The 22,583-nt window shown below is 64.5% G+C and carries 20 protein-coding genes, 1 tRNA gene and 2 pseudogenes; 11 read left to right on the plus strand and 12 right to left on the minus strand.

Features of this window, described 5'->3' with window-relative positions; translation table 11 throughout:
* Window positions 1-226, plus strand: a pseudogene (locus F7R19_RS28025) (hypothetical protein); the annotation flags it as partial.
* A 138-nt stretch (window positions 227-364) separates the two neighbouring features.
* On the opposite strand, the gene F7R19_RS28030 reads toward F7R19_RS28025, so the two are convergent.
* Window positions 365-613 carry a hypothetical protein gene (locus F7R19_RS28030; RefSeq protein ID WP_061957421.1) on the minus strand — a complete coding sequence of 83 codons (249 nt, stop codon included), beginning with the start codon at window positions 611-613 and terminating at the stop codon, window positions 365-367.
* 187 nt (window positions 614-800) lie between these two features.
* Here F7R19_RS28030 and F7R19_RS28035 point away from each other — a divergent pair, with 187 nt between their 5' ends.
* Complete coding sequence (locus F7R19_RS28035; RefSeq protein WP_061957420.1) at window positions 801-1,721, plus strand: LysR family transcriptional regulator; 921 nt, start codon at window positions 801-803, stop codon at window positions 1,719-1,721.
* Window positions 1,722-1,808: 87 nt separating this feature from the next.
* Here the strand turns inward: F7R19_RS28035 and F7R19_RS28040 are convergent, their stop codons facing one another.
* The 4 genes from F7R19_RS28040 to F7R19_RS28055 all read right to left on the minus strand — a co-directional run bounded on the left by F7R19_RS28040 (window position 1,809) and on the right by F7R19_RS28055 (window position 7,598).
* Window positions 1,809-4,565: a DNA topoisomerase III gene (locus tag F7R19_RS28040; protein WP_150982852.1), complete on the minus strand. Its 2,757-nt coding sequence runs from the start codon at window positions 4,563-4,565 to the stop codon at window positions 1,809-1,811.
* Between the two features lie 159 nt (window positions 4,566-4,724).
* The gene (locus tag F7R19_RS28045; RefSeq protein ID WP_150982853.1) at window positions 4,725-5,132 is read right to left on the minus strand and encodes a thioredoxin family protein; all 408 of its coding nucleotides are present in this window, start codon (window positions 5,130-5,132) and stop codon (window positions 4,725-4,727) included.
* Window positions 5,133-5,168: 36 nt separating this feature from the next.
* Window positions 5,169-6,380 carry a DNA-processing protein DprA gene (gene dprA / locus F7R19_RS28050; RefSeq protein ID WP_150982854.1) on the minus strand — a complete coding sequence of 404 codons (1,212 nt, stop codon included), beginning with the start codon at window positions 6,378-6,380 and terminating at the stop codon, window positions 5,169-5,171.
* 42 nt (window positions 6,381-6,422) lie between these two features.
* Window positions 6,423-7,598, minus strand: coding sequence for a LysM peptidoglycan-binding domain-containing protein (locus F7R19_RS28055; protein WP_150982855.1), 1,176 nt, complete (start codon window positions 7,596-7,598; stop codon window positions 6,423-6,425).
* A gap of 164 nt (window positions 7,599-7,762) precedes the next feature.
* Between F7R19_RS28055 and def the strand changes: the two genes are divergently transcribed.
* The 8 genes from def (at window position 7,763) to F7R19_RS28095 (ending at window position 16,162) form a co-directional block, all read left to right on the plus strand.
* A complete protein-coding gene (def, locus tag F7R19_RS28060; protein ID WP_061957415.1) occupies window positions 7,763-8,269 on the plus strand; it encodes a peptide deformylase in 507 nt (168 codons plus the stop codon).
* A gap of 114 nt (window positions 8,270-8,383) precedes the next feature.
* Window positions 8,384-9,385 carry a methionyl-tRNA formyltransferase gene (gene fmt, locus F7R19_RS28065; protein ID WP_150982856.1) on the plus strand — a complete coding sequence of 334 codons (1,002 nt, stop codon included), beginning with the start codon at window positions 8,384-8,386 and terminating at the stop codon, window positions 9,383-9,385.
* Window positions 9,386-9,572: 187 nt separating this feature from the next.
* On the plus strand, window positions 9,573-10,433 hold the full coding sequence (gene htpX / locus F7R19_RS28070; RefSeq protein WP_061957414.1) for a zinc metalloprotease HtpX: 861 nt from the start codon (window positions 9,573-9,575) through the stop codon (window positions 10,431-10,433).
* Window positions 10,434-10,585: 152 nt separating this feature from the next.
* Window positions 10,586-11,959, plus strand: coding sequence for a 16S rRNA (cytosine(967)-C(5))-methyltransferase RsmB (gene rsmB, locus F7R19_RS28075; RefSeq protein WP_150982857.1), 1,374 nt, complete (start codon window positions 10,586-10,588; stop codon window positions 11,957-11,959).
* 11 nt (window positions 11,960-11,970) lie between these two features.
* Window positions 11,971-12,789, plus strand: a complete 819-nt coding sequence (locus F7R19_RS28080) for a DUF4390 domain-containing protein (RefSeq protein ID WP_150982858.1) — start codon at window positions 11,971-11,973, stop codon at window positions 12,787-12,789.
* The gene (locus F7R19_RS28085; protein WP_150982859.1) at window positions 12,786-15,251 is read left to right on the plus strand and encodes a sensor histidine kinase; all 2,466 of its coding nucleotides are present in this window, start codon (window positions 12,786-12,788) and stop codon (window positions 15,249-15,251) included. Before F7R19_RS28080 ends, F7R19_RS28085 begins: the two co-directional genes overlap by 4 nt.
* A gap of 57 nt (window positions 15,252-15,308) precedes the next feature.
* A complete protein-coding gene (locus tag F7R19_RS28090; RefSeq protein WP_061958565.1) occupies window positions 15,309-16,028 on the plus strand; it encodes a response regulator in 720 nt (239 codons plus the stop codon).
* Window positions 16,029-16,086: 58 nt separating this feature from the next.
* Window positions 16,087-16,162: transfer RNA gene (locus tag F7R19_RS28095), tRNA-Phe, on the plus strand.
* Between the two features lie 221 nt (window positions 16,163-16,383).
* On the opposite strand, the pseudogene F7R19_RS30690 reads toward F7R19_RS28095, so the two are convergent.
* Window positions 16,384-16,842 (minus strand): annotated as a pseudogene (locus F7R19_RS30690) (tyrosine-type recombinase/integrase); the annotation flags it as partial.
* Here F7R19_RS30690 and F7R19_RS30360 point away from each other — a divergent pair.
* A complete protein-coding gene (locus F7R19_RS30360) occupies window positions 16,813-17,565 on the plus strand; it encodes a hypothetical protein (protein WP_249043178.1) in 753 nt (250 codons plus the stop codon). The pseudogene F7R19_RS30690 and the gene F7R19_RS30360 sit on opposite strands and share 30 nt — an antisense overlap.
* A 127-nt stretch (window positions 17,566-17,692) precedes the next feature.
* Here the strand turns inward: F7R19_RS30360 and F7R19_RS28110 are convergent, their stop codons facing one another.
* The 6 genes from F7R19_RS28110 to F7R19_RS28135 are packed head-to-tail and all read right to left on the minus strand — an operon-like array spanning window position 17,693 to window position 22,524.
* Entirely contained in the window at window positions 17,693-18,697 is a 1,005-nt protein-coding gene (locus F7R19_RS28110) for a hypothetical protein (RefSeq protein ID WP_150982861.1), read from the minus strand.
* Complete coding sequence (locus F7R19_RS28115) at window positions 18,694-19,092, minus strand: hypothetical protein (RefSeq protein WP_150982862.1); 399 nt, start codon at window positions 19,090-19,092, stop codon at window positions 18,694-18,696. Before F7R19_RS28115 ends, F7R19_RS28110 begins: the two co-directional genes overlap by 4 nt.
* A 2-nt stretch (window positions 19,093-19,094) precedes the next feature.
* A complete protein-coding gene (locus tag F7R19_RS28120) occupies window positions 19,095-19,580 on the minus strand; it encodes a hypothetical protein (RefSeq protein ID WP_170292675.1) in 486 nt (161 codons plus the stop codon).
* Window positions 19,580-19,882: a hypothetical protein gene (locus F7R19_RS28125; RefSeq protein WP_211922803.1), complete on the minus strand. Its 303-nt coding sequence runs from the start codon at window positions 19,880-19,882 to the stop codon at window positions 19,580-19,582. Before F7R19_RS28125 ends, F7R19_RS28120 begins: the two co-directional genes overlap by 1 nt.
* A gap of 18 nt (window positions 19,883-19,900) precedes the next feature.
* Window positions 19,901-20,107, minus strand: coding sequence for a hypothetical protein (locus F7R19_RS28130; RefSeq protein ID WP_150982863.1), 207 nt, complete (start codon window positions 20,105-20,107; stop codon window positions 19,901-19,903).
* A gap of 2 nt (window positions 20,108-20,109) precedes the next feature.
* The gene (locus tag F7R19_RS28135; RefSeq protein ID WP_223505892.1) at window positions 20,110-22,524 is read right to left on the minus strand and encodes a toprim domain-containing protein; all 2,415 of its coding nucleotides are present in this window, start codon (window positions 22,522-22,524) and stop codon (window positions 20,110-20,112) included.
* Between the last annotated feature and the right edge of the window lie 59 nt (window positions 22,525-22,583).

Consider the following 22,583-nt stretch of genomic DNA (forward strand, 5'->3'; position numbering starts at 1 on the left):
GCTGGGCGGCAGCACCGGCGCCGTGCTCGGCGGCGCGGTGGGTGGCGGCGCGGGCACTGCGGCGGGCAACGCCATGGGTGGCCGAACCGGCGGTCTGGTCGGTGCGGGCCTGGGCGGCGCGGCAGGCGCGGCGCTTGGCGGCAACGTGTCGCGCAGCAATTCGTACGACGACGACCGTCGCTATGACAAGCGCGGCAAGCACCATCGTCATCGTCATCACGACTGAGTCGTCGATCGATAGCAAAACGGGCCTTCGCAGGCCCGTTTTGCATTGCCGCCCGCTCGCCGAAGGCGCAAGCAGGTGGCCAGACAATAAAAAACCCGTACCGGATTGGTACGGGTTTTTTTGCGAGATGCGGAAAAATCAGTTTTTGGCGCCGTCCGTGTACACGTCGAACGCGCGGGCGCCATCGGTAAAGCTGTCGAACTTGCCGGCCTTGGCGCCGTCGGTGAACGTGTCGAACTTGCCGAGCTTCGCACCATCGGTGTACGGGTCGAACGTGCTGGCCTTGGCGCCGTCGGTGTACGGATCGAACTTGGTCGCCTTGGCAAAGGCGGGAGCGGCCGACAGGGCGAGGGTCAGGGCAGCGATCAGGGCAACTTGGGTCTTCATGGCGATTCCTTCACTTTCAAGGATGCCGACCAATTAAAGAATTTGCTGCGTCGCGGCATCGATTGAGGCGATATTAGGCATTCCCCTGATATGAATAAATATTGCCATCCACAATGATTGGTTGTGATTTCAACAATAAACTACTCGCGTTGGGTAAAAGTTCAGGGCGAAAGCGGGAGACTGTGTCATGGATCGGCTGCAATCGATGCGCGTTTTTGCCAAGGTTGTCGAGCTAGGCAGCTTTGCACGTGCGGCGCAACAACTGGAAATGTCGAACGCCGTGGTAACGCGCTACGTGGCCGATCTGGAAAGCCATCTGGGCACCCGGTTGCTCAATCGCACCACGCGCAGCCTGTCGCTGACCGACGCGGGCGAAACGTACCTGCAGCGGTGTTCGCAAATCCTTGAAGACGTCGAGGAAGCGGAGTCGATCGTCACGGCGCGAAGCCAGTCGCTCTCGGGCACGTTGCGGCTAGTGACGCCGGTGATGTTTGGCCTGCATCTGCTGCCGGAAACCCTGGAGCGCTTTCAGAAGCGCTACCCCGACGTGGTGTTCGACGTCCAGCTTTCGGACCGCATGATCGATATCGTCGAGGAGGGGCGCGACGTGGGGGTGATGCTTTCCGATCTGGGGCTCGGCTCGCACCTGGTGGCGCGGCCGCTGATTTCTGCCGAAATCATCCTGTGTGCATCCCCGGGCTATCTGCGCGAGCATCCGCCGCTGCGCACCGCGCACGATCTGACCAGCCACCGCGCCATTGCCATGCGGCTGCCGACCGCCGAGCACGAATGGACGCTGTCCGGCCCCGAAGGCGAAGTCACCGTCCCGATCCGCCCCGGGCTGCTATGCAGCAACGCGGAACTGGCGCACCAGGCGGCGCTGGCCAATATGGGCATCGCAATGTTGTCGTCGTATCTGGCGCGGCCCAATATCGAGGCCGGCCGGCTGACGCATATCCTGCCGCAATATCAATTGCCCAAGCGCGATGTCAGCGTGGTCTACCCCAGCCGAAAGTTTCTGCCTACCAAAGTGCGCGCGTTTATCGACTTCCTGCTCGAAGAAGGTCAGCAGCGCGCCAGCGACACCATCGGCAAGCATTCCAAATAGCAAAACGGCGAGGTTTTCACCTCGCCGTCCTGGCCCAATCGGCTGCCGATCAACTTGTCAGATCGGCAGTCTGTGACGTGGCACCGCTTACTCTTCCGCCTCGGCCGTCTGGCGCGAACTCGAACCGGTCTTCTTGGTCGCCGTAGTCTTGCCTGCGGCTGACTTCGCCGTCGCCGTCTTGCCGGCCGCGGTCTTGCCCGCCGGCTTGGCCGCGGATTTGGCCGTGGCCTTCGTTGCCGCTTTTTTGGCCGGCGCTTTCTTGGCAGCCGCCTTTACCGGCGCAGCCTCGGTTTCTTCCGACTTGCCGGTGGACTTTGCCGCGGCCTTGGCCGCCGCGCCGGTCTTTGCAGCTGTCTTCGCTGCGGCCCCGGCCTTCGGTTCGCGCGCCTCGAACTCAAACCCGATCTTGCCGTCCGGCTGCTTCACCAGATACGCCTTGAAATTGCGGCCGGTGCGCGACGATTTGAAGCCGGTCAGCAAATCGGTCTTGCCGTTGCTCAGCAGCTTGCCGATCTGTTCGCTGGAAATCTCCTGCTGGAGGATGATCTTCCCAGTGGTGAAATCGCAGGTCTTCTCGCTGCCGACGGCGTTTTCGCACACATACTTCATGCCGTGCTCGTAGACCGAGCCATTGCATTTGGGGCAATGGCCCACAGGCGTCTGTCCGCTGAAATCCACCGGTTCGCCGTCGCCTTCGTCGTCGTTCTGGCCGAAGTCGAATTCCATCTTCCAATGTCCTTCGTCGTCCTTGGCCAGCTTCAAAATGGCGGCGAACGGGCGGCCCATCTTGCTGCGGAATCCCTGCAGCGGACCGATTTCCTTCTTCAGCAACAGCTCTTCGACTTCTTCGATTTCAAACTGCCGGCCGCCCGGAATCTTGCTGATCGAGAAGTCGCACGCCGTACAGGCAAAGCGCCGGTAGTTTTCCTTGACCTGGCCACCGCATTGGGGGCACGGCGTATCGAGGGTCGCGTAGTCGCCAGGAATCGTATCGCTATCGTATTCCTTGGCACGTTTGACGATCTGCTGCGTCATCTGCGCGATTTCGCGCATGAATTCGTCACGCTTGAGGCGCCCACGCTCGATTTGCGACAGCTTGTGTTCCCACTCGCCGGTCAACTCGGCCTGCGTCAGTTCCTGCACGCCCAGTCCGCGCAGCAGCGTCATCAGCTGGAACGCCTTGGCGGTGGGAATCAGTTCACGGCCTTCCCGCACCAGGTATTTCTCGGTCAGCAGGCCTTCGATGATGGCCGCACGCGTGGCCGGCGTGCCCAGGCCCTTGCCGGCCATGGCTTCGCGCAGCGCATCGTCGTCGACCAGCTTGCCTGCGCCTTCCATCGCCGACAGCAGCGTGGCTTCGTTGTAGCGCGCCGGCGGACGCGTGGTCAGGCCAACCGCTTCCACCTTGTCGGTCTTGACCTTCTCGTCCTTCTGCACCGGCACCAGGCTGGCGTCCTTGTCGTCCTTGGCCTGGGCCTCGCGCCCGTAGATCACCAGCCAGCCCGGATTGACGAGCACCTTGCCTTCGGTCTTGAAGTGATGCCCCGCCACCTCGGTGATGCGCGTGGTGATCTGGAATTCGGCTGCCGGGAAAAACACGGCCAGGAAGCGGCGCACGACCAGGTCGTACAGCTTCTGCTCCGGTTCCGACAGGTTCTTGGGCGCCTGCAGCGTCGGGATGATGGCGAAGTGATCGCTGATCTTGCTGTTGTCGAAGATCCGCTTGTTCGGCTTGACCCAGCCGCTGGCCAGGATTTTCTTGGCGTGCGGCAGATAGTTCGGCGAGCTGTCGGCCAGCATGTCCATGGTCTGCTTGACCGTGTCCAGATAGTCTTCCGGCAGCGCGCGCGCGTCGGTACGCGGATAGGTCAGCACCTTGTGCTTTTCGTACAGCGCCTGGGCCAGGCCGAGCGTGTTCTTCGCCGAAAAGCCGAAGCGCGAGTTGGCTTCGCGCTGCAGCGTGGTCAGATCGAACAGCGCCGGCGACTGCTGCGTCGACGGCTTCGATTCTTCCGTGACCGTGCCCGGCTTGTCGCGGCAGGCCGCAACGATGCTCTTGGCTTCGGCCTCGCTCCACAGGCGCGAATCGCGCGCCTCGGGATCGAACTCGTTCTTCTTGAATTTCGGGTCGAACCAGCGGCCTTCATACAGACCGGCAGCCGCGATAAATTCGGCGCGCACTTCCCAGTAGTCGCGCGGCACGAAATGTTTGATCTTCTCTTCGCGCTCGACCACGATCGACAGCGTCGGCGTCTGCACCCGTCCCACGGTGGTCAGGAAAAAGCCGCCGCCCTTGCTGTTGAAGGCCGTCATGGCGCGCGTGCCGTTGATGCCGACGAGCCAGTCGGCCTCGGAGCGGCAACGGGCCGCGTCGGCCAGCGGCATCATTTCCTCGTCTTCGCGCAATGCGGCAAAGCCGTCGCGGATGGCCTGCGGCGTCATCGACTGCAGCCAGAGCCGGCGCACCGGCTGCTTGGCCTTGGCCTGCTGCGCGATCAGGCGGAAGATCAGCTCGCCCTCGCGCCCCGCGTCACACGCATTGATCAGCGCCGAAACGTCCTTGCGCTTGATCAGCCGGTTGAGCACCTTGAGGCGCGATTCGGTCTTGGGGATCGGGCGCAGATCGAAGTGCGGCGGGATCACCGGCAGGTTGGTGAAGCTCCACTTGCCGCGCTTGACTTCATACTCGTCGGGCGCGGCGATTTCCACCAGATGGCCCACGGCAGAGGACAGCACGTAGTCGTCGCTCTCGAAGTACTCGTCGTGCTTGGTAAAGCCCCCGAGGGCGCGCGCGATATCGGCGGCGACCGATGGCTTTTCCGCGATGATGAGGGCTTTAGACATTCAACGGGTCCTTGTGGCGCGGCCTCGTAAAGAGAAGCCTGCGCCTCTTGAAATTCACAGCAAACTGTGTAAACAGCACGCCTGGGCTTTGAGGCGCCAATAATAAGCGCGGTTCCGACGGGCGTGCAAGAGAATCGCCATCGCGGCGCCGGACCGTGCTCAGCCGGGGCTGGCGGGGGTCTCAAGCAACCAGGACAGCACTTCAGGAAATTCTGATGCGGATAACGGCATCGCCGTTCCCCGCGCCAACATGCGATCCAGAACGTCCAGATGCGGCAGTACCGTTCCGTAAAAGTGCGGCGTCCCGCCCGCAAGCGGTTGAATCAATACAGTAGGAAAATTTTCGATGTCGATGTCCTCGCCAAGCTGATCGGCATGGGTTTCGATATCGAGCCAGGCAAAACAGTCATCCGGGTAACGCGCAGCCAGAGCCGCAAACCCATCCATATATTCCTTGCACGTGCCGCACCAGTCCGCGCATAGGCATGCCACGAGCCTGCCCTGCGGCCGGGCTGCCATGGCGCGACGCAACGCGGCGAGATCGTGTTCGGGAAAGTAAACGGCCATTGCGACGGAATAATGAGGCGGAGGCGATACACCGGATCATGCCAGACGCCGGAACCGGTTGCCTGGCAAGCGCTCGACCGTGCCTGAAAGCTCCAGTTGCAAAAGCGACGCCGCAGCGACACTGGCCATCACGCCGGCACGCTCGCACAATGCGTCGAACGTGACAGGATCATAGGCCAGAGCGGCCGCCAGCGCGTCGGACACGCCTGGCGCCGCCTTTTTTGGTGGCGCTTCCCGGGCTTGCTGCGCCGGACCTGGCCCCGGGCCCGACGACGAGCCGGCGTCCCGACGGTCACGCCGGCGAGCGCTGGGCAGCGCTGCCCGACAAGGAGCAACTGGGGACGGCGCGGCCAGATCGGCAAACTCCTCGAACACGTCGGCCGCGGTCTCCACGAGCTTTGCACCCTGGCGAATGAGCTTGTGACATCCGCGTGATAGTTCGGCGTGGATCGACCCGGGAATCGCAAATACCTCACGACCGATCTCGGACGCCAGCCGCGCCGTAATCAGCGACCCGGACCGCTCGGCCGCCTCCACCACAAGCACCCCGCGCGTCAGCGCCGCAATGATGCGGTTGCGGCGCGGAAAATGGCCTGGCAGGCCCGGCGTCCCCAACGGAAATTCACTGACGATGGCGCCCCCCGCATCGACGATCTGGTGCGCCAGCGCATGATGGCGCGACGGATAGACGATATCGGCGCCCGTTCCCACCACGGCGAGCGTGCCGCCCGGACCGTTCAGCGCCTCCGCGTGCGCGGCCGCGTCGATGCCCAGCGCCAGCCCCGACACCACCGTCACGCTGGCCGCTGAAAACGCCGCCGCGAACGTGCGCGCATTGCGCTCGCCCTGCTGCGTGGCATGGCGCGCGCCGACGACGCCGAGCGACTGCCGGTGCAGGCGGGTGGGGTCACCGTTGACGTAAAGCATCAGCGGCGGATCGGCGAGATCGAGCAATTGCGACGGATAGGCGTCATCGGCCAGTGACACCAGACAGTGGTGCGGTTCGCCAAGCCAGGCCATCGTGCGATCGATGCGCGCTGCCATGTCGGCGTCGGGCCCGGCGCAAAGCGCCCGGACTGCGGCCGGCTCCGCCACTTCGCGCAGGCGCTTCGCATCCTGCGCCAGCACGCTCTGCGGCAGGCCGAAGGCGGCCAGCAGGCGCCGCGCCGTCTGGGCGGACACTCCGGAAGTGGTGGTGAGTCGCAGCCAGGCAGCGACTTCAGCGGGATCGCGGGTGGATTCGATCATCGGATGCGCGGCCGCGCGTACACCACGGTACGCGCGAGCCGGTTACTGCGGCGTCGTGGCGAGATCGCCCACCTTCATCACGTTTGTCGCGTCGGTCACCAGCGCATAGGCGATGCCCGGGAATACACGATAGACATAGGCCAGGCCGTAGCGGTCGTCGGGCAGCGTGATGGTGCGATTGCTGTCGGTCGGGTCGGCCACCACGCCGCCCGTGCGCGACAGCGCCAGCACGTGTCCCGGCTCGAGGCCAGCGTTGGCGCCCACGTTCAGCACCACCACCTGCTTGGCGCCGCCATATTGCACACCGCCATACACGGCGGCGATGCGGGCCTGCACGTCCGCGTCCGGCGCGTGCGGCACGTAGCGCACCAGTTCACGCGGGGGCTGCGGCAACAGCAGCGAGCCGGCGCCCATCTCCTGCGGAGACTGGGTCGCCTGCACGGTAGCCACGGCGTCCGGGCCTTCAGGGCCGCGCAACACGCGCACGCTGCCCTGGTATTGCGCTTCGTAGCCGATCACGGCATTGGTGACCGGATCGCGCACCGGCAGTGCCGGCTTGAAGGCCTGCCAGTCGCTCCCGACCACGGCGTCCGGCGCGGCAATTCCGCGTACGAACGCCGAATCGCCGCGGCCCATATAGACCCGCGCGTCTGGCAACGCGACGATGCGCGCCGATGTATCCACCGTGCTCTGATCCACCACCAGCGGGCGTGTCAGGAACGGCTCGATGTCGCTGGCCGGAATGCTGAGGATCGCCTCGTTGTCGAGGCCGTTGCCGCGCACGCGTGGCGACAGGCGTACATCGCCATTGGCGCCGGCTGGGGCGGTGGTCGACAGGTAGGCGCGGCCATCGCGCTGAATCAGGTACAGGATCTGGCCGGGATAGATCAGGTGGGGATTGCGGACCTGCTGCCGGTTCATGCCCCACAGCGCAGGCCAGCGCCACGGCTGGCGCAGGAACTTGCCCGAAATGCCCCACAGCGTGTCCCCGCTGCGCACCGTATACTGGCTGGGCGCGCCGGCAGCCAGTTCGTTTACCGGGATCCCTTGCTGGGCCGTGACATCAGCCTGAGCCTGCTGCGCCGGCGAGACGCCGAGCTCGGCGGACTGGACAGCCATGCTCGCCCCCGCAGTGACGCCAACAGCACTCAATATGGCGAGGGTGAACGCGTGCAGCCTGCGGCCCGACGCCGCCTGTTCTTTGGTAAGATCGCGCATTTTCCTGAACCGGCCGGGAGTACGACCGGATTGACCCTAGGTAGAGCGTGCCTGCTGCGGCGCGCCTTGAATTTTTGTACTAGCGCCCCGATTCTGCATCGAAACCCCGCACGCCGCAACGGCGTCCGGGCAGTGAACTGCACCCGGCGTTGCGCCCGAGCATCATGGCCAAACTCGACATCCTGACCTACCCCGATCCACGTCTGCACAAAGTGGCAAAGCCCGTGGCGGTGGTGGACGACCGCATCCGCAAGCTTGTACAGGACATGGCCGAAACCATGTACGAAGCCCCCGGCATCGGGCTGGCCGCCACGCAGGTGGACGTTCACGAACGCGTGATTACGATCGACGTGTCCGAATCGCGCGACGCGCTGATGGTATTCATCAATCCCGAGATCGTGTGGGCCAGCGACAACCGCAAGGTGTGGGAAGAGGGCTGCCTGTCGGTGCCCGAAGTCTACGACCGCGTGGAGCGTCCCGACCGCGTCAAGGTGCGCGCGCTCAACGAGCGTGGCGAGACCTTCGAGATCGAGGCCGACGATCTGCTGGCCGTATGTATACAGCACGAGATCGATCACCTGGACGGCAAGGTGTTCGTGGAATACCTGTCGCCGCTCAAGATCAACCGCATCAAGAGCAAGCTGCAGAAGCGCGTACGATCGCGCATGTAAGGATGTAACAGTGGAATGCCGCGGCTGCGGCGTCTGCTATGGTTACACCTTCCGAAGACCATTCACGTACCGGCCGCTATGCGGCCGGTGTCGTTTCTATCGCGGACATTTTTCATGACTCAAGCCCAGCCACTGCGCGTCGCGTTTGCCGGCACACCCGAATTTGCGCGCGTTGCCCTTGAGGCCATTCACGCCGCCGGATTTCCCGTGGTGGCCGTGTTGACCCAGCCGGACCGGCCCGCCGGACGCGGTCTGCAGGTGCAGGCCAGTCCGGTCAAGCAGTTTGCCGTGGAGGCGGGTCTCGGCCCGGTGCTGCAGCCGCGCTCGCTGCGGCGTCACGGCAAGTATCCGGAAGAGGCCGGCGCCGCGGTCGATACGCTCGCGCAAATCGCACCCGATGTGATGGTGGTTGCCGCATACGGCCTGATCCTACCGGCGGAAGTGCTGACGCTGCCGCGCCATGGGTGCCTGAATATCCATGCCTCGCTGTTGCCGCGCTGGCGCGGTGCGGCGCCCATTCATCGTGCGATCGAGGCGGGCGACGCCGAAACCGGCATCACGCTGATGCAGATGGACGAAGGTCTGGACACCGGCGCGATGATTTCACGCGAGTCTGTGCCGATCGGCCCCGAGGACAGCACTGGCACACTCCACGACACACTGGCTGCGCTGGGCGCGCGCATGATCGTCGACGCGTTGCGCCAGCTTGCGGGCGGCCAGCCACTGGCCGCCACGCCGCAACCCGACGCCGGCGTGACCTACGCCGAAAAGATCGACAAGAGCGAAGCGCCGCTGGACCTTCGCCGCCCGGCCGCCGAACTGGCTAATCAGGTGCGCGCCTTCAATCCTTTCCCAGGCGCCACGATCCAACTGGGCGATACGGTGATCAAGTGCTGGCAAGCGCTGCCGCTGGCCGCGTCGACCAGCCTGCCGCATCCGCCTGGCACCGTGCTGGCGTCCGACGCGGCTGGCGTGATCGTCGCGTGCGGCAATGGCAGCGCGCTGCAGATGACCGAACTGCAAAAGCCCGGCGGACGACGTCAGGCCGCGCAGCAATTCCTGCAGTCCATGCCGCTGCCGCCCGGCACTCGCTTTGTGGTTCCCGACGCGGCCTGATAGCGCAGCCGGAGAGTCGCCGCCGATGCACGGGGCCTTCAGGCGGCGCATATGCCACTTTTGCCTCACGCGCGTAAAACCCTGCCAACATCATTGAATTTCCACGCTCCCGGCCCTATCTAACCGTCATCGCGTCCCGCAGGGGCGGGTTCGCGGAAGTCGTTTATTGAGATCTGGAGACCAAGCCATGTTCAACTGGGTCAAGACCTTCATGCTGATGGCCGCCATCACGGCGCTGTTCATCGTCATTGGCGGCATGATCGGCGGACGTAACGGCATGATGTTCGCGCTGTTGATGGCGCTGGCCATGAATTTCTTTTCCTACTGGTTTTCGGACAAGATGGTCCTGCGCATGTACAACGCGCAGGAAGTCGATGCCGGTAGCGCGCCGCAGTTCTACGGCATGGTGCAGGAGCTGTCGCAGCGCGCCGGCCTGCCCATGCCCCGCGTGTACCTGATCAACGAGGACGCGCCCAACGCCTTCGCCACCGGCCGCAATCCCGAGCACGCCGCCGTGGCCGCGACCACCGGCATTCTGCGTGCGCTGTCCGATCGCGAACTGCGCGGCGTGATGGCCCACGAACTGGCCCACGTCAAGCATCGCGACATCCTGACCTCGACCATCGCCGCCACCATGGCCGGCGCCATCTCGGCACTGGCCAACATGGCGATGTTCTTTGGCGGGCGCGACGAAAACGGCAACCGCACCAACCCGATCGCCGCGATCGCGGTGGCCATTCTCGCGCCGCTGGCCGCGTCGCTGATCCAGATGGCCATTTCGCGCGCGCGCGAATTCGAGGCCGATCGCGGCGGCGCCGAGATCAGCGGCGATCCGCAAGCGCTGGCCAGCGCGCTCGACAAGATCCATCGCTATGCGCGCGGCATCCCGTTCCAGGCCGCGGAAGAGCATCCGGCCACCGCGCAGATGATGATCATGAACCCGCTGTCGGGTGGCGGCATCGCCAACCTGTTCTCGACGCACCCGGCCACCGAGGAGCGCATCGCCCGCCTGATGCATATGGCGCAGACCGGCACCTATCCGGCCTGATCGCCGGTTTTGACCGGCCGGCTGGCCACAAACGGGTAAACTGCCCGCTGTGTTCCTCCGGGAACCGGCGGGCAGTTTTATATCCGCAGTGCCGCGACGCACGCGCCGTGCTGTCGTCTCTTCTCGTTTCTGTTCTATTCAACGTATTACCCATGCGCCTGCCCCACGATTCCCTTGCCTTCCAGATGCTCGGCGCCGCCGCGGCTGTCCGCGCCGTGCATGAAGGCACGGCGCTGCCGCAGGCCATCGAAGACGTCGCCACGCACTTGCGCCTCGATCGCGTGGCCGATGCCGCCACGCGCGGCGCCATCCAGGACCTGGCCTATCGCTCGGTGCGACAGTTCGGCACCACGCGCGCGCTGGTCACGCAGTTGGTAACGCGACCGCCGGGCGCGCTGGTCGATTCGCTGCTGGCCGTGGCGCTGGCCTTGTTGATCGAAGGCGAGGAGGGCGACGGCAGCAAAGTGGGGCGCGGCGGCTATTCCGCGTTCACCGTGGTCGATCAGGCCGTAAGCGCGGCTGCGTCCGAACCCAAGACTGCGCATGCGCGCGGGCTGGTCAATGCCGTGCTGCGCCGGTTCCTGCGCGAACACAAGACGCTGATGCCGGCGGTGCTCAAGGACGACGAAGCGCGCTGGAACCTGCCTGCATGGTGGCTCAAGCTGCTGCGCAAGGCCTATCCGGACCAATGGACGACGCTGGCCGAAAGCATGAACGCGCGCCCGCCGATGACCCTGCGGATCAACACCCGGCGTATTTCAGTCAAGGACTATCTGCAGAACCTGGCCAATGCCGGCATGGCCGGTACGGCGGTGGGCGATCAGGCGGTGCGGCTTGCGCGCGCATTCCCGGTCTCGCAGGTGCCGGGCTTTGCCGCCGGCGACGTGTCGGTACAGGACGCCGGCGCGCAACTGGCCGCGCCGCTGTGCGAACTTTCCGACGGCATGCGCGTGCTCGACGCCTGCGCGGCGCCGGGCGGCAAGACCGGTCATCTGCTGGAACTGGCCGACGTTCACGTCACGGCCGTCGAAAGCGATGAACAGCGCGCCGCGCGCATCCACGACAACCTCGCGCGCCTGGGCCGCCAGGCCGAGGTCGTCGTCGGCGACGCCAGCCGTCCGGGCGACTGGTGGGACGGCCAGCAATTCGACCGCATTCTGGCCGACGTGCCGTGCTCCGCGTCGGGTATCGTGCGCCGTCACCCCGATATCCGCTGGCTGCGCCGCGAAACGGACATTGCCAAGCTGATCACCGAGCAGCGGCGCATCGTGTCGCAGCTATGGCCGCTGCTGAAACCGGGCGGGATCCTGGTCTACGTGACTTGTTCTATTTTCCCAACGGAAGGCGAAGAGCAGGCGCTCTGGTTTGGTGCGCAGCTTCCAGATGCGATACGATTGCAAGCGCCGGGCCAGCTACTGCCCGGTGTCAAGGCGCCTGAACCGGCCGGCGGCACATTAGCCGGCCAGGCAAGCCTGCCATCGGATCACGATGGCTTCTACTACGCCCGCTTCCAGAAACGCGCCTGATCATTCCGCCAATGCCGAGCCTGCTGCATCTGTTCGTCCTACGTGCCCCCGGCCGCGCGGTGCGCGGATGGGCGGCGGCGCCGTGGGTCGATCTGTTCAAGGCCTGGTGCATGGCGGCGCTGCTGTCGATATTGCTGTGGCATGTGCCGCAGGCACGCGCGCAGCTGATCGAAAACACCGAGGCCCGCATCGAGTATCAGGACGGCGCGTTCGAACTTGCCGCCGCGTTCGATTTCGATCTGCCGCCGGCGCTCGAGGACGCGTTGCACAAGGGCATCTCGCTGTATTTCGTTGTCGATTTCCAGCTCACGCGGCCGCGCTGGTACTGGTTCGACGAAAAACCGGTCAACGCCACGCGCTCGGTGCGTTTGTCGTTCCAGCCGCTGACGCGCCAGTACAGGGTGTCGACGGGCGGCCTGCAGTTGCCGTTCAATCGCCTCAAGAGCGCGCTGCAGTTCATCCAGCAGGTACGTGGCTGGCGCGTGTTCGAACGCAAGGACGTAAAGCTGGGCGAGACCTATCACGCCGAGACGCGCATGCGGCTCGATCTTTCCCAGTTGCCCAAGCCCTTCCAGATCAATGCGGTGAATACGCGCGAGTGGAACCTGTCGTCGGAGTGGAAGCGCTTCACGTACACGGTGCCCACCAATCTCGACGCGCCGCCGCCGGTGCCCGTCGCGCCCGTCGCGCCGCCGCCTCCGCCGGCCATGCCCGGGTCCGCGCCGCCCGCAGCTTCCGCGCCGTCGGCTGAAACACGCACACCGTTCTCGCAAACCGTCTCGAACGTGCTGTCGCCCAATCAACTGGTCCAACCGGCCAGCCAGCCATGAACGGCAATCCGTGGGACAGCAGGTTTCGCCGCGTGTTGTATCGCGTGGTGGTCGGCATCATCGTTTTCCTCGCGCTGGTGCTGGTGGGACTGCTGGCCGGCGCATCGGCCAATACCGAATTCTTCGACCGGTATTTCACGCTTCTCTTCAAGATCAATCTCGTCGTCGGCGCGTTGCTGGTGCTGACCGTCGGCGCGCTCGCGCTGACGCTGTGGATGCGCTATCGCCGCGGCAAGTTTGGCACGCGGCTGATGAGCAAGCTCGCGGTGTTCTTCGGCGTGGTGGGCGTGCTGCCCGGCGTGCTGATCTACCTCGTGTCGCTGCAGTTTGTCTCGCGCAGTATCGAATCTTGGTTCGACGTGCGCGTGGAAACCGCGCTCGAGGCGGGCCTGAACCTGGGCCGCTCGACGATCGACAGCCAGCTTGCCGACCTGCAAGGCAAGGCACACCTGATGGCCGAGCAGCTCACCGGCGCGTCCGGGATGGCCACTTCGCTGCAGCTGAATCGCCTGCGCGAGCAATACGGCGTGCAGGAGGCTGCCATCTTCACCGGCAGCGGGCGCGTGCTGGCCACCGCATCGAGCAGCTACGCGTCGCTGGTGCCCGACATCCCTTCGGGGGTGCTGGCCGAACAGGCGCGCATGGCGGGCGGCTATGCCGCGGTGGAAGGCGGCACCGATCCGGTCGGCGAGAAGGCGCCGGTCAACATCGACAGCAGCCATTTGTACCGGATCCGCGTGATCGTTCCGCTCGGCGCCGCAACCGGCACGACGACCGCCGACGCACAGGCCCAGGCCGCGGCGAGTGCCGCTGCAGCTGCCGCGTCGCGCTCGCGCAGCGCGCTGGTATCGCCGGCCAACCGCTGGGCAGGGTCGGGCCTGTCGGTTGAACGGCGTCCCGAGGACGCACCGGCCACGGGATTCGGACTGGTCGGCGACACGGTGCGCGAGGAACGCTACCTGCAGATTCTGCATCCGGTGCCGGCCGTGCTGGCGCGTAACGCCGACGAGGTGCAACGCGCGTATCAGGAATATCAGGAGAAGGCGCTGGGCCGCACTGGCCTGCGCAAGATGTATATCGGCACGCTGACGCTGACGCTGTTCCTGGCGGTGTTTATCGCAGTGATGCTGGCGCTGTTGCTGGGTGGACAGCTCGCGCGGCCGCTGCTGATGCTGCTGCAAGGCACCAAGGAAGTGGCCGAAGGCGATCTCTCGCCCAAACGCGAGCTGAAAAGCCGCGATGAACTTGGCATGTTGACGCAGCAGTTCAACCAGATGACGCGCCAGCTTTCCGAAGCGCGCATTGCGGTGGAAGAAAACCGCGTTGCGCTGGAACAGTCGAAGGCCTATCTGGAAAGCGTGCTGCAGAACCTGACGGCCGGCGTGCTGGTGTTCGATCGCCGCTTCACGCTGATCACGGCAAACCCGGGCGCCGAGCGCATCTTCCGCCAGCCGTTCGCCGGTGTGATCGGTCAGCCTGTGCAGCAGATCCAGGGCATGGGCGAGTTCGCCGAGATCGTGCGCCAGGCGTTTTCCGAGCAGACCACCCGCGAGGTGCTAGGCGGCGCGCAACACTGGCAAAAACAGATCGAACTGCCGCAGGGCGATGAGGAACAACCGCTGACCCTGCTGGTGCGCGGCGCGCTGCTGCCCGGCGGCAGCCGCGACGAGCCCGGCTACGTGGTGGTGTTCGACGATATTTCCGACGTGATCTCGGCGCAGCGCTCGGTGGCGTGGGGCGAAGTGGCGCGCCGGCTGGCACACGAGATCAAGAATCCGCTGACACCGATCCAGCTGTCGGCCGAGCGTCTGCAGATGAAGCTGTCGCCGAAACTGGAACACGCCGATGCGGAAGTGCTAAAGCGCGGGGCCACCACGATCGTTAACCAGGTGGCGGCAATGAAACGCATGGTGGACGATTTCCGCGACTACGCGCGCACGCCGCCGGCGGTCATGCAGTCGCTGGCGCTGAACAGCCTGGTGGCGGAAGTTCTGCACCTGTATGGGATCGATGATCCGACGGTGCACGAACATCCGGTGATTCATCCGACGCTGGGACCGGATCTACCTGAAATCAAGGGCGATCCTACCCAGTTGCGGCAGGTCATTCACAACCTGTTGCAGAATGCGCAGGATGCGGCGGCAGACAACGTGGCGGCCGGTAGGGCGGCGCCCCATATCACTCTGCACACCGAGACTGTAGAATACAAAGATTCTGCCGGCGAAGACCGGCAAGCCGTCAAGCTGTCCATAACGGACAATGGTCCCGGTTTCGCGCCACGTATCCTGAGTCGTGCGTTCGAGCCCTATGTGACCACGAAAGCCAAGGGTACGGGTCTCGGGCTTGCGATGGTGAAAAAGATCATTGACGAACATGGCGCGCGCATCGAATTGCGCAATCGCATGAACGGTACCGAGATCATGGGAGCCCAGATCTCGATCCTGTTCGTTAAACTGGCTTAGTCAATCTTGCACCACCGGCGCCTCCGGTGGCGCTGCGGTGGGGTTAAGAGGGGAAGTATGGCAACCATCCTCGTAGTCGATGACGAAATGGGTATCCGCGAGTTGCTCTCGGAAATCCTCAGTGACGAAGGGCATGTGGTGGAACTTGCGGAGAACGCGCAGCAGGCGCGCGAATTCCGTGCGGCTGCCACGCCCGATCTGGTGCTGCTCGATATCTGGATGCCGGATACCGACGGCGTCACGCTGCTCAAGGAATGGTCGGCACAGGGATACCTGACGATGCCGGTCATCATGATGTCCGGCCACGCCACGATCGACACGGCCGTGGAAGCCACCAAGATCGGCGCGCTGAACTTCCTGGAAAAGCCGATCGCGTTGCAGAAGCTGCTGTCGGCCGTCGAAGCCGGGCTCGCCCGCGGCGTCGAGCGCCCACGCACGGCGCCCGCCGCTTCGGCCGCTCCGGTCACCGCTGCGGGCCTGCAGGACGTCGACGAGACATCCACCACCCCCGACGAAACCCCTGCGGAGCCAGCCACCAACGGCAACCCATCGCGCGGCCTGCCGGAAGGCGAGATGCAGTTCTCGTTCGACATGCCGCTGCGCGAGGCGCGCGACCTGTTCGAGCGCGCCTATTTCGAATATCACCTCGTGCGCGAGCACGGCAGCATGACACGCGTCGCCGAGAAAACCGGCCTTGAACGCACGCACCTGTATCGCAAGCTCAAGCAGCTGGGCGTGGAACTGGGCCGCAACAAGCCGGAGCCCACCGAGCAATAAGCGTGACGCAGAAAACGCTTGACGGGGCCGAATCGCACGGTTATAGTTTCGCTTCTTTGGCCCGGTAGCTCAGTCGGTAGAGCAGAGGATTGAAAATCCTTGTGTCGGCGGTTCGATTCCGTCCCAGGCCACCAGGTTTGACAAGGGATCGGGCGCTTCGGCGCCCGTTTCCATTTCTGGCACTGTGCCGTGTTTGTGCCGTAGCGTGCCGAGGTTGTCCGCGTAGGCCGCAATGTGGTCCCGGCCAAGATGCGCGTACCGCAGCACCATCTGGTAGCTGGCCCAGCCGCCGAGCTGCTTGCAGCACCGGCAGTGGCGTGCCTGCCTGCACGTGCCAGCTCGCCCACGTGTGCCGCAGGTCGTGAAACCGCAGCCCATCCAGCCCCGCCCGCCGGCAAGCCTTCTGCCAGGCGTGGTTGTAGATCCGCCCGACCGGCGCCCCCTGATACGTGAACACGTAGTCCCGATGCTCGCCGCGCTGCTCGGCCAGCACCTCCAGCGCATCCCCATTCAACGGCACCGAAATCACCCGCTTGGCCTTGGCCTGGTCGGCATGGATCCACGCGAGCGCCCGCGCCGTATCCACCTGCGCCCACTCGAGCAATCGAACGTTTGACTCGCGCAGACCGGTGGCCAGCGCGAACCGCGCCATCTGTCGTAGGTGGCCGGGTAATTCCTCGAGCAAGCGCCTTGCCTGCGGCCGGGACAGCCAGGTCAGCCGGCTGCCGCCCTCCGGCAGCTTGCGAATCGGCGGCACGACATCAATCCAGCCTTCCTGCCGGCAGTGGTTGAGGATGACCGACAGGGCAGCCATGTGCCGGTTCACGGTCGCACCGACCACCCCGTCCTCCAGCTTGGCCGCGATCAGGGCATTGACGCGGTCGCGATCAATGTCGCGCACCGCCGTGCCGGCGAGCTTGCCGGTCAGCCAGCGCAGGCGCTGCTTCACGGTCTCCAGCGAGCGCAGGTGCTGGTTCTGTTTGAGCCAGTGGACGACGGCCGTCTCCCAGCTCACCGCCGGGCGCTCGCCGAGCTTCTTTTGCCGCCAGTAATCACTCGCAACCTTGGCGGCAAATTCTTCCGCCTGCCGACGGTCCGTGGTGCCAGTAGAGCGTCTAACTCGCGTACCGTCGATACCGAGGTCGACCCACCAGGGACCGTTTTTTGTTCTTTTGAAGAGGTGCACGCCGCCTGTTCCCCGTACTTTTTTCGAATCCAATCTATCACATCAACATCCACAAGCACCCACGCCCTGCCGACCTTTGCGGCCGGCAAGCCGTGGCGCCGGATGCATTCCGAGACCGTATCGGGCGTGGTGAACAGCCACGCCGCGGCCTGTTCAAGGCTAAGCGTCTTCACTGATGGCCTTCAAATTGCTTGTGGTTTAGATTTCCCGCCTTACACGGAAACCGCCTGGTCGGCAGTCCGTTTTTCGGAGTTCCTATGCATTGCGCCGCCTGCCTTTCCCTGTCAGGGAAGCCTGCCATCTGTGCGCCCCATGTGGCACTGCGGCGCGACCACGCAGCCGAGCGGGTGATGGCGGATCTAGCCGGAGACACCATCGCGGATCTCTCTCGGATGTTCCTCTGCAACGACTGCGAGGAAGGGCTCTGCATAGACGACGCAACCGGCAGTTGGGAGCTGATCCGCTAGCCAATGTCCAGTCATGCGGCACCTCCGGAAACGTCCGGCGCGATCCCACTCGCCAGTAGCCGGCGGCGAATCGCCATGGCGCGAGCCTGCGAGCAGCCGACAAACTGGCGAATGGCGGCGACGGTCGGTTTGAGTTCGCCGCGCCGCACAGCCGCCGCGACCGAGCGGTCCTCCACGTGACTGGTGCCGCTACTGGCTTCGGTGCCTGTGTCCGGCGCCGCAGTCACGGCCGCTGTCTGTGGGGCGTGGCAGGGTAACGCCCGATCGGCGGCGGTACGCAGTGACGCGACACGCAGCCACAGCACGCATCCCACCAGCTCAAGGCAAATCACCGCGACCAGCTGAGTAACCAGCAGCACCGTTTCGGCGTGCGTACCGGTAGCGGCGGCAAACAGGCGCGCGGCCGGATCGAGACGGGCCTGGTCAACGCGCGCCGCATGGCTCAGCGCGGCGGCACGGGCGCTCTCATCCTGCCGGATGGCCCGGCGCGCTTCCTGTTCCTCCACGTCGAGCGCCTCGGCGCGTTGTTGGAGTGCGGTGATGCGCGCCGCCCCGAGCGGGCAATTGCGGCAGCTAGCGGCTGCGGCCTGCAGCCGCGCGATATCGCCGCGCACGTTGGCCCGCTCGGCACTGACCACGGCGAGCGGGCGCGCTACCGCCCGCGCCTCCACGGGCATCGACGCGGCGGCCTCGATCTGGCGTTGTGCGCGCGCATCGCCGGCGTGGCCATTGGCCGCCGCGAAGAAAGCCAGATGGCCCCACACCACGGAGCCCAGGCACGCACACCAGAGCGCCCAGCCGGCGACCGGCATGCGCCTTCCGGTGGCCAGCGCAGCGGGCAGCTGGTGGACCGCCAGCGTCAGCAGCACGGCGACCGAAGCGGTTAGCGCACGCTCGCCGAGCGTGCCTCCCCTGTTCCAGGCGCCAGCCGCCGACAGCCATGCGGCAACCAGAGATGACGCCGCAGCCAAGCCCATCGTGCAGACCAGCACTACACGCTGTTCGCGCCGGATCATGCCATCACCCTCCGGTCGGCCCATTGCAGCGCATAGATCAGCATCGACAGCCTCGCTCTCCACGGTTTTTCGAGATGCGCGGTCTGGTGCGCCTCCACATCGATTGGCGCGCCCGTAGACGTGTCCAGCGGCTGGCCTATCAGTAGTTGAGCTGGCGCTAGATCGTCCAGTACGGGCGAGCTGGAGACCCACCAGGCATATTGCAGCGCGGGGTGCTCCACACGCGGCCCTTCTACAAGAATGGCCTCGGCAATCGTGAGTAGGTTCTGACGAGTGGCCTCTGGGAAGTCGTCAAGCGTCTTGCCGCACGCGGTCGCCTCAGGATAGAGGCCGTTGCAGATGATCTGCGCCACGCGCTCGGCGTACGACGAAACGGGGAGGGAAACGGTGCTCATGGTCATACTTGTTGCTCGATATAGGCGATATCGCCGGTTTGGACCGGGCCGGTGGCAGTGGCGGTGTCATGCACCCGCAGCGTGGCGACCAGCAACTGGCGCCGCGTGCAGGCTTTCTGCATGTCGTCGGTCAAGTTCAGGCCCTGGCCAATGACACGGAATTCGTCTCCGGTCACGCCCATCCGGCCACAAGCGCGGAAGCGCTTGCCCACGTTTGCGACGGCGATGACAGCGGCATCCATCGCGTCGCGTAACTCGCCGTTCTCCGCGAAGTAGAGGGTGGCTATGGCCTGACCGACGTTGATGCGGAATGCAAGGGTGTGCCAGGCGGATTCCGTGGCCGTGCCGTCGAGGATCTTGCTCAGCTCGCTGTGGGGCAGGAGCTGGAGATCCGTCTCGGCTTTGCGGCTGAAGCGGAAACAGGACGGCAGGCATTTCTCCCGCGGCTGATGCACGCGGCGATTCTTTCGGTGCTTGCTCGCGGGCATTACTGCACCTCCCTGACGCTGGCGTGCGGCCCTTCGATGCTCTCCTGCGGGGCTTCGCTCTCCGTCAGATCCGTGAGCGCGATGGAGTAGTAGTGGCGGCCCTGGTGATTCCACAAGGGCGCACCAGCCCAGCGTAGCCAACGGCGAATGATTTCCCGGCCGATATGCTCAGCCAGTTCACCTGCTGCACGGTCACGGATTGGCGCTGGATTCGCTTGGGAGATGTGCCAGAGCGATGCCAGGTATTCATCCGTGTAGCTCTGCAGGTTGTCGGTGTCGATGTGAAACGTCACGTGATGCATGTTCAGCCTCTCATTGGCTCAGTTTTCGAAGTCGCCCGCCGCGCGGCGCTTAAGGTCAACCGAAGCAGTACTTAGGTGGGACGGGTTGCGTGTGGCCATGGCGCGCGCTGCGGCCGCAACAGCCGTGCGCAACAAGTCGGACATGGCGTCGAACGGGGTGGCAATGCGAAGTGCCCGGTGCGCGCTTCGCAGTTGCGCGTCAGTGACGATGGGCTTAACAGTCATGCTCATGCTCCTGAGTTGCCCGAGCGGTCCTCGAAGACCCAGCACTTGACGGTGTCGGGACGCTTCGGGGCATGGGGATGCTCGGTGTTGAATCGCGCGTTGATCGCGCTGTTGACAACCCGCAGATCGATGAACTTGCGTGCCCGTGATGTCTTGAGGACGCGTTTCAGTTCTGTCAGCGGGGGGAGATTCAGGCGGCGGTCGTTCGCCACCTGTTCGAAATGGCGCAGGCTAATGGCGATGACGCCACCGCCGCGGGCGTGGTTGAGCACCGGGTAATCGTCTTCAGCGGACTCGATGTGGTCGTAGAGCTCCCAGAACTCCTGCACGAGCGGGTGATCGGCACCGATTGCCTGCTGGCGCTCCACGGCCATGCGTACAAGCTGCGCTTGCGCGGCGTTGCGATACTCGATGGGCAGCGGCATCACGGTCGGCAGACAGTCGACCAGGGCCATGATCTGCGCGTGGTTCTTGACCAAGCGCTGGTGCTTCACCTCTGGGTGAGCGGCCAGCTTCTCCTGGTAGAGCGGCATGCGCTCCGCGAACAGCCGCAGGACGTCCTTCTCTTTCAGAATCGCTGACAGCAGGAAGCCGGAGACATCTTCGACTGCCGTCTGTTCGAGCGCCCGTGCAGCGGCAAAGGTGTCCGGGCTCTGGCCCGAGCGGTCGAAGTACAGGTGGACGATCCGCTGCAGCACCGCCTCGCTGGCGTTGACTTCGGCGTTCTGGCTGATCACAACGCTGCCACGGAAGGGCGGTTCGTAGGTTTCGTTCCCGGCGTTCTTGACGCCGCGTGCACGTGTGCTGCGGCCGTTATAGGCCGTCTTCAGCTCGTTCCAATCGAAGCCCTTTACCTTCGCACCGTCCTCGCCACGGTCGCCCTCGATCAGGACCACTGGCAGGTTGGATACCTGCGCGAAGTTACGCGCACGCGCTGCGAGCGAAGACTTCGACGGGTCGAAGCCTTCATAGTCGCGTCGGCCGCACAGCTTCCACAGGAATTCGATCAACGTCGATTTGCCGGCACCGGGCTCGCCCACCACCTCAAGGAATGGGTAGCTTTTTTGCTTGATGCCATCTCCCTCTCGGATCTGTTCGGCAAATAGGCTTCCCAGCCAGAACGCCAGCGCCACGATGGCCTTGGCGCCGAACGCGCGCCATAGCAAATCTAGCCAGTCGTACTTCAGGCCCTTCAAATTCGTGTTGAGGGACAGGCCGGCCGATCCGCCGATGGTCTTGATGGACAAGCGCCCGACATCGAAGAAGTCTTCATCGTTGAGCGAATAGAGCTTGCCGTCCTTGACCGCTACATCGGCGTACACATAGCAACCGTGCTCCTTGGAGTAGCCCACATAGTCGATTGTCTGCACGCTCTTGATGCGATGCATCTGTTCCTTCAGATATGCATCGAGCTGGCCGTTTGAGCCGGTGTAGAACGCACCTGGTGCGACGGCGAGCAGCCGCTTCTTGAATTCGCTGGCCGAGGCAATCTGCGAGCTGGTAAAGGTATTCTTGGCCGGCTCCGAATCGTGCGGGAAGGCGACGCGGAAGTAGTACCAGGCTTCGTCCGTCGCCGCGTTTGCCTGGTAGTACAGGACGCTTGGCAGACACGTGGCGATATTGGTGATCGTGCCCGCCTTGAGCATGGCTTCATCACGGATGTCACCTTCCTCCATGTCCGGGTGCGCATGCCGTACGGCGTCCATCTCTTTCGTCAGCGCGTCCAGATCTACCTTGAACCAGTAGAGCTTGCTGTCGAAGTCGAATGCGAACTGGCTCATGCTGGTCCGGCCATAGATCAGTCGGGCCTTTTCTGCAGGCGTTGGTGCAGCGATCAGGTCGCCGAGATAGCGGTATTCGACCAGGTCGTGGTCGGTGAGCTTTCCCAGCTGATGCAGGTCGTTCCAGTCGCGCTTCTTCGCGCCCACCTGCTTTGGCACTGCTAGCGACGCTTCCCAACCTTCCTCGCGGCTACGCTTTAGCCATTGCTTGCCGTAGCGGATGCCGGCCTTGTCGCCGTCCAGTGCCCACACCAGTTTCGGGCGGTCTTTGCCGTTGGCCGCGCATTGCTCGGCGAGACCGCGCAATGCGAGCGCGGGATAGTTGTTGCAAGACATGGCCGATGCGGCGGCAATGCCATGATGGAAGAGGGCGATGTTGTCGAAGATGCCTTCGACAATCCACAGCTCGTCGACCTCCATGAAGGTGCTGCCGGGCGGCTGCCACCACATCCCGCCGTAGCTGCCATGAAAGGTGGCCTTGCGATCGCCGAAGCGGTGCGCCTGGTCGATGATGCGTTCCCAATAGACGCCCGGCGCGAGTTGAAAGCGAACGGTGGCGCTGCCGATCTGAGCTTGCCCCCGCAAAACGAATCCCTTGCTGAGGTTAAACTGAAGCAAGGAGAGATGTGATGACAAGCAAGACAAAGCGGGCGCAGTACACGCTGGAATTCAAGCTGGAAGCGGTACGGCTGGTG

The sequence above is a fragment of the Cupriavidus pauculus genome (assembly GCF_008801835.1).
In the GTDB taxonomy this organism is placed as follows: domain Bacteria; phylum Pseudomonadota; class Gammaproteobacteria; order Burkholderiales; family Burkholderiaceae; genus Cupriavidus; species Cupriavidus pauculus.